Source organism: Microcoleus sp. N9_A1, assembly GCF_036701795.1.
GTDB lineage: Bacteria > Cyanobacteriota > Cyanobacteriia > Cyanobacteriales > Microcoleaceae > Microcoleus.
In genome coordinates this window covers 19,742-32,370 of sequence record NZ_JAUBRI010000011.1, presented here as the reverse complement: position 1 = coordinate 32,370, position 12,629 = coordinate 19,742, and the positions used below count along the sequence as shown (strand labels likewise).

Sequence of the window (12,629 nt, the reverse complement as noted above, 5' to 3'; positions counted from 1 at the left end):
TGTGGAACAGGCCGGAAAGCCTGTTCCTAAACAAGTAATTTAGAATGGTGCAATATCTCAGTTAAAACGAACCGCGAAGACGCCAAGGGCGCGAAGGAAGAGAAGAGAAAGAGTTCACAAGTTCTACGGGTAAGGTGCGCCTCGGCGCGCCTACGAATAAGGGTAGTGGGGATATCCGATAGCTGAGGCAGTCAATCAATCTGAATCGACAGCTAAAATAAACGTATTAGTCAAAAACATCTATCCTATTAGATATCTATCTTGAACAACCTTGCTTGCCTGGAAATAGAAGTCGCCCAAACACTGCTGAGATTAGCAATGTTGCTGGGATTAACACTTTTAATCGCATTTTTTGTGGCGGCAGAATTAGCATTAGTCTCAGCCGATCGCCATCAAATCCGCCAACTGGCTCACTTGCGCGATCGCCCAACCGCCAAAACCGCCGAACTCGTCCACCAAGCGCAGAAGAACATACCGCATTACCTGTCGGTGACTCAAACAGGCACAACGGCAGGGAGCTTGCTGTTGGGTTGGTTGGGCGAGAGTGCGACTGTACACTGGATCGAGCCGTGGATCGACAAATTGCCGATCGGTCATTTACCCGCCATGTTGAGCGCTCATTCGATCGCAGTTCCCGCAGCTTTTATCTTTGTAACTTATGTAGAAATAGTCTTAGGAGAACTAATCCCCAAAGTATTAGCAACCCACGCCCCAGAACGCACCGCTTTGCTGTTGATGCCGGCCCTCGAATTCTGCTCAAAATTACTGTGGCCGCTGCTAGCAATTCTCAACGGTACCGTGCGGCTGCTGACTGGTTGGATTACCAGTAAAGAGCCTCAACCGCTGGTGTCACCTTCCCAGGCAACTTTCGTTCAAAAAGATGCTCATTCGGCACTAATTTCTGGCAATTGGGAAGTGACAGCAGTTAACGAAAAACTCGGGTTAAACCTGCCGACTAACCAAGCTTATCAAACAATCGCCGGATTCGCGATCCACAATTTAGGTAAAATGCCCAATCAAGGCGATCGGCTATTGTGGGGCGAGTTAGAAATAGAAGCAGAAAATGTAGTAGAAGGCAGTTTAGAAACAGTGCTCTTGCGCCAGGTAACTCGCCCTTTGTTTGAGCCGCAACATCCAGAACTTGTGTTAAATTGATACTAAATCAGGCTTAAATACTTCCTCGATCTATGTGTGTGAGGTTGTAATTAGTCGCTCAGTGCGACAATGTAACAGAAATCTGCAAATTGCATAAAGCACAGTTTATGAGGTGGATATGCTAAAAACACTTTGGGCTACTGTTCGACAAGGGAAAATTGAACTGCTGGAGTTATCAGAGTTACCCGAAGGGGCAAAAGTATTAGCAACAGTTTTACCTGATGAAGAAGCTGAGTTTTGGCTTCAAGCCAGTCAAACATCACTAGATACAGTTTGGGATAATACTGAGGATGATGTCTATGCCCAGCTACTCTAAAAATGACATAATTTTGGTTAGATATCCCTTTTCAGACTTGTCTAGCTCTAAGGTAAGAGTAGTGCAGTATTTACTACCCGATGGGTTCGGTTGTCCGTAAGCTGAGCTTTTTAGCAGACGTTAGACTTGAGAAGTGGTCATTGAGTAACAAATTATGCCTTTTACAAACTATGCCTTAGATAACTACTTCGCTCAGGGAATTTCAGAATTGTCTGAGTGTAATGCTCCGGATCTAGCAGAGCACTCCGCTGAGGTACAAGATTTGATTCATAACTTTTTCCTTAATTCTATATTCATATTTCCTATTAAAACCGAGTACAAACCTTATATTTTTGGCATCATCCGTCGCGTACAAATGGCTTTAGTTGAGTATCAAAATGGTCGTACTCTACTGCTTTTATTTTTAAATGAGAGCAAAAAGAACAAATCTTTATATTTTCAAGCGCTTTCTCATTTTGAAATAGCAGTTACACAATTATATCAGGCTTACGAATTTCGGAGAAAACTAGAAAAAAAGATAGAGTCAAAGGAAACGAAATTGTTTGAGAAAGGAGACGGTAGCTCTCTTGAAAAGCTTAATAGACTTTCCAATATTAGCAAACATCTTGAAACGTCGTCAACTATACCTGAAGGAAATTTACACCATGTTTGGATTTCCAACAATGGTATTTGTGCAAGCGGAGTCACAATGTCGTTTACAGAGTTAGCAGACCTTGTTAAAGAATACGTAGTAGCTCTTGCTAATGCCTTTTCTAATCCAAATCAAGATTCAATTCCCTAACTAATCGATCGCGCCAGATCGGCCTGGGCGAGTCGCTGCCCGCCCAGCGCGATCCGTTTACTTCACCGCAAGCTCGATCGCACCCCCAACAAACTGCTCGTAATCCGCCAACAACCACTCCGGCAAACAAGTATTCGCATCCTGAACCCGCAACTGTCCTAGGCGACAATACAGCATCGCCGCCAACAAATTATTTACAGCTTTAGGCGCTCCAAACCCTTTACTCAACTCAACAACCAATGATTTGAAAAACTCGCGATCGCTGTCATGCAGCGGCTCGTTAATAAACCCGCTTCCTAGCATTGCTTTGTAGCCCTTACCAAAATCGCTCCGGTACAAAACTTCTACTTGTTCGCCGGAAACGCTCAGCCACAAATCGGCAATTTGCTTGCGAATATCCCGCAAATCTGCTATTACCAATTCAGCCGTCGGGTCGATTTCATAAAGATTAACCGCAGCAGTTAATTGATTGAGAAACTGCGGCAGATAATCGGGTTTTGCAAGTGTTGGTTCTGTTGTCGCGAATACGCTCTCAAACACCTTTTCATAATCTTCAAGCAACCACTGCGGCAAGCGGGTGCGAGCATCGGGAACCCGCATTTTTCCCGGAACAAAATACAGCATTGCCCCCAGCAGAGCATTGATAGCTTGAGGCTGCACCAACCCTTTGCTAATTTCGGTCAATTGCTGCAAAAATTTTTGTTCTGCTTCAGTCATTGCTTCTGCTTGCAAGCCACATCCTAGTATTGCTTGATATCCCTTGCGAACTTCTCCTCGGTAAAACTTTTCTAGTTTCTCTGAAGGAACAGTCAGCCAAAAATCAGCCATTTGTTTTCTGATTTGGCGGAGTTCCAAAACTACGGATTCGTCTGACGAATCAATGCGGTAAAGATTGACGCATCCTAACAGTTGATTCGCAAATTGCGGGGATTGAATGTATTGAGCTAGCAAGTCAGAACTTGAATCAGACTTGACGGCGGCTTCAGTCTCAAAAACTTGTTCGTAATCCCCAATTAACCAGTGTGGCAAACGGTTACGAGCTTCGGGAATTCGCATGGTTCCCGGTGGGAAATACAGCATCGCCGCGAGCAAGGCGTTGACAGCTTTGGGATGCACTAATCCTTTGCTAATCTGGGTTAATTGCTGCAAAAATATTTGTTCGCTTTCGATCATCGGTTGACGTTGGAAACCGCTCTTGAGCAGGATTTGATAGCTGTTACCGGGCGCGCTTTTGTAGGCGGTTTCAAGGTTTTCTGTGGGAAGGTTCAGCCAAAAATCAGCGATTTGTTTGCGGATTTGACGCAGTTCGGATATTGCTGAGATGTTTGATGAGTTTCTTTGGTAAAGCTTGACGGCATTCGAGAGCATCTCGCCCAAATCTGCCTGTTTGGGAATGCTATCTTGTAAGCTGCGGGATGCTTCCAGGTGGCTCGTTTGCCATTTGCCAAAGAGTTGTTGGAATAATTTGCCGATCGCCCCCGAGTATGCAACACTATCAAAACAGGCGGGATTGCCCTGCATTTTTTGCTGAATTTCCTGCCGTTTTTGCTGGCGCAGTTGCGGGTTAGTGCCGAGGGTAACGGCTAGCTGAATGTAGGATGCTTCGTCATGGGCGATTAAATCTGGCATCAAGAGCGATCGTACCACAGCCGCTCCCATGCGCGATCGTAAAGTATTCCCATCCCTAACCACCGTTGGAAGTCCCACTTCTAACGGATCTACAAGGGAAGTAGTCCCCGCATAGGGATAGGAATCCAAATAAACATCCCCCAACTTCAAAACTTCTTTAACATCCGCACGGTTAGGAAAACTCTTCAACACCCGCAAACGATTACTCTCAATGCCATACTTAGCAAAAACGGCTTTCATATTATTCACAAAAGCCGCCCCTGGATAATAATTAGTCCAGCTAGGGCCAAAAGGCATTAAAAACAGCACCGAATTAGGAACAGCCGCCATAATCTTTGCCCATGTTTCCCTTAACTCCGGCACTAGCTTATACAAATTCGCACTCGAAATAAAAACAACCGATTCCTCGGAAATGCCGATACTATTTCTGGTAAAATTAATGTTAGGAGTGTAAGGTTCGAGGGTATAGCTAAAACAGCATCCAGGGCCGTCAATAGTTGCTAATTCCTCGCGATAATGCTCCTGTCCTTCAGGTGCAGGTTCCATCAACTTACCAGCAATGTAATAGTCAATGTGTCGTATTCCTGTAGTCACAGGAGAATTAAAACAAGTAGTTTGTACCCGCGCCAATCGATGCAGCGCCAGTAAACTAATCGGGTGAGTAACCGCAGTAATATTTGTAGCTATCAGCAGAATATCTAAATCATCAGCGCGGATTGTCAGAACTTGACTTGGCAAGTCATTCGACAGTTTAACCAGTCTGTCAGCGCGACTCTGACAATACTGTTCTAGTTTGTTCCCGTCGAGATTAAGAGCGTACAAAATAATTTCAAATTGCTCTCGGTTCAGATATTCAAAAGCGGGTAACGTGGCGAAAGTTTCCGTCATCGCCCCAAAATGTTTAGTCAGAACACCGACCCGAATTTTCTGTCTGTTTGCAGGCCTTGCCGGAAAAATGCAATCAATGGCAGCCCCGCGATTTTTCATCGCAAATTCAATAATATCTGCCCGCTTCCTGTATATTTCTTTGAGATTTTCGCTATTGAAATACAGCGGGATGAAGTTAGCAGTTTGAGTGAAAAACCAGGCAATTTCCTGCCAAACTTGTGAATTTTGGTTTTGGAATATATTGCGGTGTACGTAACTAACCCATCCCTGCACGTAGCGGCAATAATTGTCAGCCTCTCCTAGTTCTTGAAAGAGAGTCGGCGCCGCAAACATAAATTTGAGATAGTCGTTGACAAACCAATTGGGTATAGCTGCGTTTTCATACTTCAGCAACAACTGGTCAGCCCGACGGTAAAGAGCGGCTGCTAGTAAGTAGTTAACATCTTTGAGAGTTTTAATTCCCTGAGATATATGTGCTGCTAGTTGAGCTATCAAACTCTGTTCGGCATCTGTTAGTGCTTCATATTTGATAGTGCTGTTGAGCAGCATTTGATGTGCCTTACCTGCATCGCCGGAGTAGGCAGTTTCTAGTTTTTCTGCGGGTAGATTCACCAAATAATCGGCAAGTTGTCGGCGGCAGTCGCGGATGTTAGCCAAAGCAACTTGATTAGTTTGGTCTTTTTGGTAATCTCCCAAGTATTGAGGAAGGGAAGCTAAGAATTGTTCGGGTTTATTAATTTGAGCTAATTCATCAGCAATTAAGTTACCGTGTTGCTGCAAAATTTGTTCTGACCAACGAACTTCTTCGGGTTTATAAAGTTGAGAGTGTAGGCGAACAATTGTAGCTCTCATTAAGTCTAATTTTGGGCGTTCTCCCGCCATTTTTTGGGTTCTGCTAGAGCCGTCGCCATGTTGCCTATAGTACAGGTAAGGCTGAGGTAATCGATCGCCTAACCAGCCTTTTTCATAGGCAGAAATCCAAAATTCCCAATCTTCGCATCCCAGCTTCATCACTTTTTTCAAGCCGCCTACTTGCTCGTAAATCTCCCTTCTAAATAGGGAAGTAGCAGGGGCTTGATTGTCTCTCAAAAACCGATTAGCATTAAAGTCACCGTGAACAACTAAATCGCAGTTGGCTCCGAAGTGCTGCACATCTGTATAAACAAAACCAACCTTGGGTTTTGCTAATAAAATTTCCACGCACTCCTCTAGAAATTTGGGATGAAGTTTATCATCAGCATCTAGGAATAAAATAAACTTTCCTGACGATTGCTGCACGCCAACATTTCTCGAATCAGCGGGCCCGGTGTTGGGTTTATCGATCAGGCGCAGCGCTTTTTGAGGATACAATTGAATTAAATAGTTTGCGAAGTTGTTGGTATCATCGGTGCTGCCGTCATTGACAATGATGCACTCCCAGTTTTGATAGGTTTGACTGACAACACTTTCTACAGCTTCTCTGAGTAGATTTGCGTGGTTGTAGCAGGGGATGATGATGCTGACGAGTGCTGGTTCGGATGTGCGGTAGGGCATGGCATTTAGCTGTGACGGAGAGATGGCAACGGGGACGGTAGTGGCGGGTTTGACACCTCGGCGGATGATGCCGTATTCATTCCATATCTTAAGCGTTTCTTGTTGCGATCGCCCTGAACCATGTTCTAAACCTTGTTCGTTGTGGTAATAAAGCCCAATGATTTCCGGGATGCGGCACATATTTTCTGTTTTGCCAATCCGCAACCAAAATTCGTAATCCCCAGCCGCAGTCAATTCTGCTCGGAAATAGCCATGTTTTTCGTGCAGAGATTTTCTCCACATCGGCTGAGAACCTGTGATGCAGCGCTGTTCCAGTTCCCCATAGGAAAATTCCGGCCAATTCCACCGCGTTTTAGATTGCGTCCCCGCCCAAGTATCATTAACAACATTCGTAATTAATTGATCTCCGTAAACCAGAGCAGTTTCTGGTTGCGAGTCTAAATAATTAGCCATGATTTCCAATGCGTCGGGGCGGTGTCTGTCGTCGGCGTTCGCATTAGTAATGTATCTGCCTCGCGAAATCTGGATTCCTCTATTCCAAGCCCCATAAATGGTTTCCCGTTCTGGTATCCGGCAGTAAATTATGTTGGGATATTTAGCTTGAAACTCCCGTGCTATCGCTCCTTCGTTCTGTTCGGAATTGCTGTCAATTATAATGATTTCGAGTTCGCCAGCTTTGTAAAGGCTTTGGTTTACGAGGTCTTCCAGACATCCGCGCATAAACCTTTCTGAGTTGTAGGTAGAAACTATGGCGGAGACTTTTATTGAATTTGCAATTTGAGTGGTTAAATATTGTCTTGGATATTGAATTTTTTCCGTCTGCTTGTCAATAAATGCCATGAATTGAACTGCAACATTCGTTAGCTCGCTTTGCAAACGGTTCTTGTCATCAATTAGCATTTTTTCAAATCTGCTAGACAAGTTGGAGTCGAAAAACTCCGTGAAGTGAATGCCTTTTGTTTGCCAAAAATTGTTGATGTAATTGACCTGATGTTTGATATGATAGGCAACAGGACTAGCAAGATATTTCAACTTGAGATTTTTCTGATGAGCGGTAAGCGGTATCCACAAATCCCACCAGGGAAGACCTAAACTAAATTGGGAAGTTGGAAACTGTTCTAACAGTTGTTTGTCAAAGAAGAAGAAATCAAATCCTTGAGCATAAATTTTTCCTTCTGTGTTTTCAGATGTCTCGACATCGACTCGCGAACCGAAAACTATGGAATTTTCCGCTTCTTTGCAGATTAAGGCGAGAAAATCGTCACCAGCTTTCAGGCGGATGTCTGAGTTGACTATGCCGCAGATTTTTGTAGGGCGATCGCGCAAATATGCAAACATATCATCAAGATACACTAGCGGTCTTCCCGCTTCGACCCGTGCATCGCGGTTTACCGCATGAAAAGTAACATTTTCATAGATGGGCTGTAGTTGGCTAATTTCTTCAGGGCTATTGAGCGAAACAGGGGAAAATCCCAGACTGCGCCAGCTTTCTACAGCCGCCCGCTGATTCTCAACATTTCCCGGTGCTATGCTGGTGACGATGATGGTATTGTCGATCGCACTCACAGACAAGCCACTCGAACTCAAATTACCCGCATCTTGACTGGGAAGTGGTTGTTTGACATAAAAAGCATCTCCCCAAGATGGATGGGAAGGATTGGCCATCGCTACTCGCACAAAGCCGTATGATGAGAGAAAATCATCAATTTGGTCAATTAACGCGCACCCTTCATAAAGTTCTTCGCGATTAACTTCTGTGATAATTGCGTCTATATATTTCAAAGTCTCGACAGCGCCTTGAAAAGCCAAAAGTTCTGCCCCTTGAATATCAATATTAATGATATTAAAATCGGCTGAAGTGAAGGGGCTTTGTTCCAGAAGTGCGTCTAGAGTTTTCGAGATGACGGTAACTTGATTTACCTCTACCATGCCGGGGTAAATATCTTTATGCAGCTTCAGGGGCAGAATGCTGCTGCTCATATCGTGGGAATTCACTCGCAGATTGACTGTGCCATTTTCGTTGCTGACAGCGCAATTTGCCGCCCACACATTAGGAAGTCCAGCTATATTCTGTTTCAATCTTTCAAAGACAGAAGGATTAGCCTCTATGAACAGCACTTTTGGCACGCCCATCGCTTGATATTCCTTCATTTCTTGCCCTTCGTGGGCTCCGATGTGAATCAGACCGCGCGGGGTAATCGAGTGTTCCTGACAAAGTTTCTGTAAGTTTAGATATCCTTTTGTTGCTATCACTTCATTGCTGCTATTTTTAGCTATTCCGCTACCAGAAATATGATGTTGATTTGCCTCGAATTTAGCATAAATATCTCCCCACAGTAAGGAGTCATTGCTAGATTCTAGGTACTTGACAAGGCGTTCCTCGGAAACCCATTCAGGAAATACTAAATTAGCTTGTTCGCCATTGGCAAAATTGAAAAGCTTATATCCGAGAGTTTTCAGGTGGTTTATGCACTTTTTTGTATCGTCAATAAATTCTATGGCAAACTCAAATGATATATAAGGAATTGGTGTAGATAGTCCCTTTAATACTTGATACTCGAAGCCTTCTACATCTATTTTACAAAAATGTGGTCGTCCCCACACTTCGATCATCTCATCTAAGGTAGTAACTTCTACGCTAACAGTTTCATTCCATTGGTAGTTAGCAAAACGTCCGGTCTGCCATTTTTTAGAAAAAGTTGATATGTAATTCGCATCATTACATACTGAAAGCTCCATCGTTCCCTTTTGTTCTGCCAATCCCTTGTTAACGATGGCGATATTTTGATTGTGCTGGTATTTTTCGGTCAAGATGTTGACACAGTTTGGCTGGGGTTCAAAGCATATTACTTTCGCTCCAGCGGCAGCATAGACCTCTGTTTTTTGCCCTCTATTTGCCCCGACATCAAAAACAATATCTCCAGGTTGAACAAAGTTACGAATAAAATTAATTGCCATTGATGATTTAATTTCCATTGTTTTTAAGTCCATTTTTAGTGTCTCCAGATGAAAGTCTAAATTAAGAGTTTAGCTGAATCATTATTCTGAAATTTCAACCTTTTACAAGAGATTTTATAGGACGGCGAAGGTCTGATGCTTAACTTTTTTGAGTTATTCCCTATAGGGAAACAGCCTTGAGCCTTGCCCTTGGTTCTGTCGTATCAGCTCGATCGCGCTCCTGTTACTCCAAAGCTTCTTCACAGTTATACGCCAAGTCGGCTACCAAAACAGCACAGGAGCGCGATCGCCACTTTTATAATGCACTTGACAAATATTACTTTATAGTGTATGAAAAATGCACCCGTTAGTAAAGCACTCCCATCTCCTGACGAAGTGAAGGAACCTTCGGTTTCCACGACCTCACCTCAGACCGCAGAGCCCTGGCCGGGATTCCTCCCACGCAAAAACAAGTTACAATTACGTTAAGATTGATGAACATAAATAAAAAATCCCAAATCACAGGGACTAAATAATTAGGAGGATCGACCTCGGTGAATAAACGGTGGAGAAACGCTGGCCTGTACGCACTGCTGGCTATTGTAGTCATTGCCTTAGCAACGGCTTTTTTTGACAAACAGCCCCCAAGCCGCGAAGTTTGGAAGTACAGTCAATTCATTCAGGAAATCGAAGGCAAGAGAGTAGACAAAATAAATATCAGTTCCGATCGCAGCAAAGCCCTCGTAACGGCTCAAGATGGCAACAAGGTACTGGTTAACCTGCCGAACGACCCAGAACTGATCAACATCCTGACCAAAAATAAGGTAGACATTTCAGTTCTGCCCCAAAACGACGAAGGTTTCTGGGTAAAAGCCCTCAGCAGCCTGTTCTTCCCGATCCTGCTCTTGGTGGGACTGTTTTTCCTGGTGCGACGCGCCCAAAACGGGCCCGGCAACCAAGCCATGAACTTCGGCAAATCCAAAGCTAGAGTTCAAATGGAACCTCAAACTCAGGTGACATTCGGCGACGTAGCCGGCATCGAACAAGCCAAGCTAGAACTCGCCGAAGTCGTGGACTTCCTGAAAAATGCCGATCGCTTCACCGCAGTCGGAGCAAAAATCCCCAAAGGCGTACTGCTAGTGGGCCCTCCCGGAACAGGCAAAACCTTGCTCGCCAAGGCAGTGGCTGGAGAAGCAGGCGTTCCCTTCTTCTCGATTTCCGGTTCAGAATTTGTGGAAATGTTCGTAGGTGTGGGTGCTTCCCGCGTCCGCGACTTGTTTGAACAAGCTAAAACCAACGCTCCTTGCATCGTATTTATCGATGAAATTGATGCGGTAGGTCGCCAGCGGGGAGCTGGTTTGGGCGGCGGTAACGACGAACGGGAACAAACCCTGAACCAGTTGCTGACCGAAATGGACGGTTTTGAAGGCAATACAGGCATCATTTTGATTGCTGCTACGAACCGCCCCGACGTGCTGGATGCTGCGCTGCTGCGCCCGGGCCGTTTCGATCGCCAAGTTGTGGTCGATCGCCCCGACTTCTCCGGCCGCCTGGAAATTCTCAACGTTCACGCCCGCGGCAAAACCTTGTCGAAAGATGTGGACTTGGAAAAAATCGCCCGCCGGACACCCGGTTTCACAGGTGCCGATTTGGCCAACCTGCTGAATGAATCGGCAATTTTGGCCGCCCGCCGCAACTTGACCGAAGTCTCGATGGATGAAGTCAACGATGCGATCGACCGCGTGCTCGCAGGCCCAGAAAAGAAAGACCGTGTGATGAGCGAAAAGCGCAAAACCTTAGTAGCTTACCACGAAGCCGGTCACGCTTTAGTCGGTGCCCTGATGCCCGACTACGATCCCGTGCAGAAAATTAGCATTATCCCCCGCGGCCGCGCTGGCGGTTTGACATGGTTCACACCGAGCGAAGATCGGATGGATTCTGGCTTGTATTCTCGCTCTTACTTGCAAAATCAAATGGCGGTAGCTTTGGGCGGCCGCATTGCTGAAGAGATTGTCTTCGGCGAAGAAGAAGTCACGACTGGCGCTTCCAATGACTTGCAGCAAGTGGCAAGAGTAGCACGGCAAATGGTGACTCGCTTCGGAATGAGCGATCGGCTAGGCCCTGTAGCTCTCGGTCGCCAGCAAGGGAATATGTTCATGGGTCGCGATATCATGGCCGAACGCGATTTCTCTGAAGAAACCGCAGCGACGATCGATGATGAAGTGCGTTTGTTGGTAGAGCAAGCTTACCGTCGCGCTAAAGATGTACTCGTCGGCAACCGCCACGTCCTTAATGCTTTGGCAGATATGCTAGTTGAAAAAGAAACTGTCGATTCCGACGAATTGCAAAATTTGCTAGCCAACAGCGATGTGAAAATGGCGACGATCGCCTAATCAATTTTGGATTTTGGATTTTAATCTTTAGATTAAATCTAAAGTTTAAAATAGGTAATTGGGGTGGTTCTGGGATTGTCTGGAATCGCCCCGATTTTTTTGTGTCGCGGGCTGTTTTAGAGAAAATCCGCTGACATCGGAATTATACCAGAGTGCGATCGTCCCCGATCGCGAGGAGATCGCGAGTGATCTGGCGATCGCACTGTATCATTTGTATGTAACCGGACTTGAACTTCACCCTTGATAAACTTCTCGCCGGTGACGAACTTTACTGATATCGATCGTGCGGCTGTCGTCATCAATGGTGTAGATTACCCTGTAATCACCAATCCGAATTCGCCAACCATTTTTCTCCCCCTTTAACTTGAGACACCCCGGCGGGCGCGGGACACTTGCTAAAGCATTTATCTGGGGATAAATTCGGCTGCTGATTTCAACGGGCAGAGCATCCAGGTCTTTTTGAGCCGAACGTGCAGTAATGACCAAGTAATCAGACATTCAACATACCCTTTTTCTCAAGCTGCTGCTTAACTTCTTCCCAGGGAACTCTTGGTTCATCTTTTCTAGATTCAATGGTCAAAGAGTCATAAACATCCTCCCAGAGTTCGCCGTGCTTCTCGAAGTCGAGCACCACCGCAATTTTTTCGCCTTCGCCGTCAACTAAAAACTGAAAGTCTGTCGGTTCGCCGCATTCAGCCAGCACGTCAACCCAGAAATTGCTGTGTTCTTTGAGGTCAACAATTGCAGCAGTTTTGTTGCCTAGATTATCGGTTAAAAATTGAACGCCGCGCATATTGTAGTTTGGCATATATCGAAGTTTGTAATGTGTACTAAAATTATATCCTAGTTAGAATGATACTAATTTCCCCAAAAAAAGCAACTGTATGCCCATGTTCCAAACCATACCATAATAATCATTAGTAGACCTTTGGCTAAAGTCACCTCTTGAAACTATTTGCGTTGATCTGCGTGCATCTGCCTAGTATCTGCGGTTGAT

The 12,629-nt window shown here is 45.2% G+C and carries 7 protein-coding genes; 4 read left to right on the top strand and 3 right to left on the bottom strand.

Annotated features, from left to right (window positions below; all coding sequences use genetic code 11):
- Positions 1 to 261: 261 nt before the first annotated feature.
- From QUA58_RS07415 to QUA58_RS07405, 3 genes are all read left to right on the top strand, one after another.
- Positions 262 to 1,155 carry a CNNM domain-containing protein gene (locus QUA58_RS07415; RefSeq protein ID WP_333393505.1) on the top strand — a complete coding sequence of 298 codons (894 nt, stop codon included), beginning with the start codon at positions 262 to 264 and terminating at the stop codon, positions 1,153 to 1,155.
- 118 nt (positions 1,156 to 1,273) lie between these two features.
- On the top strand, positions 1,274 to 1,471 hold the full coding sequence (locus QUA58_RS07410; protein ID WP_333393504.1) for a hypothetical protein: 198 nt from the start codon (positions 1,274 to 1,276) through the stop codon (positions 1,469 to 1,471).
- 154 nt (positions 1,472 to 1,625) lie between these two features.
- Entirely contained in the window at positions 1,626 to 2,252 is a 627-nt protein-coding gene (locus tag QUA58_RS07405) for a hypothetical protein (protein ID WP_333393503.1), read from the top strand.
- Between the two features lie 57 nt (positions 2,253 to 2,309).
- Here QUA58_RS07405 and QUA58_RS07400 read toward each other — a convergent pair whose 3' ends face one another.
- Entirely contained in the window at positions 2,310 to 9,293 is a 6,984-nt protein-coding gene (locus QUA58_RS07400; RefSeq protein WP_333393502.1) for an FkbM family methyltransferase, read from the bottom strand.
- Between the two features lie 500 nt (positions 9,294 to 9,793).
- On the opposite strand from QUA58_RS07400, the gene ftsH3 reads away from it, so the two are divergent.
- Positions 9,794 to 11,632 carry an ATP-dependent zinc metalloprotease FtsH3 gene (gene ftsH3 / locus QUA58_RS07395; protein WP_333247568.1) on the top strand — a complete coding sequence of 613 codons (1,839 nt, stop codon included), beginning with the start codon at positions 9,794 to 9,796 and terminating at the stop codon, positions 11,630 to 11,632.
- 234 nt (positions 11,633 to 11,866) lie between these two features.
- Here ftsH3 and QUA58_RS07390 read toward each other — a convergent pair whose 3' ends face one another.
- Together QUA58_RS07390 and QUA58_RS07385 are read right to left on the bottom strand one after the other, a co-directional pair.
- Positions 11,867 to 12,130 (bottom strand): type II toxin-antitoxin system RelE family toxin, encoded by a 264-nt coding sequence (locus QUA58_RS07390; RefSeq protein WP_265237788.1) that lies wholly within the window; start codon positions 12,128 to 12,130, stop codon positions 11,867 to 11,869.
- Complete coding sequence (locus tag QUA58_RS07385) at positions 12,123 to 12,440, bottom strand: hypothetical protein (RefSeq protein WP_333247566.1); 318 nt, start codon at positions 12,438 to 12,440, stop codon at positions 12,123 to 12,125. The genes QUA58_RS07390 and QUA58_RS07385 overlap by 8 nt, the downstream gene beginning before the upstream one ends.
- Positions 12,441 to 12,629 lie beyond the last annotated feature (189 nt).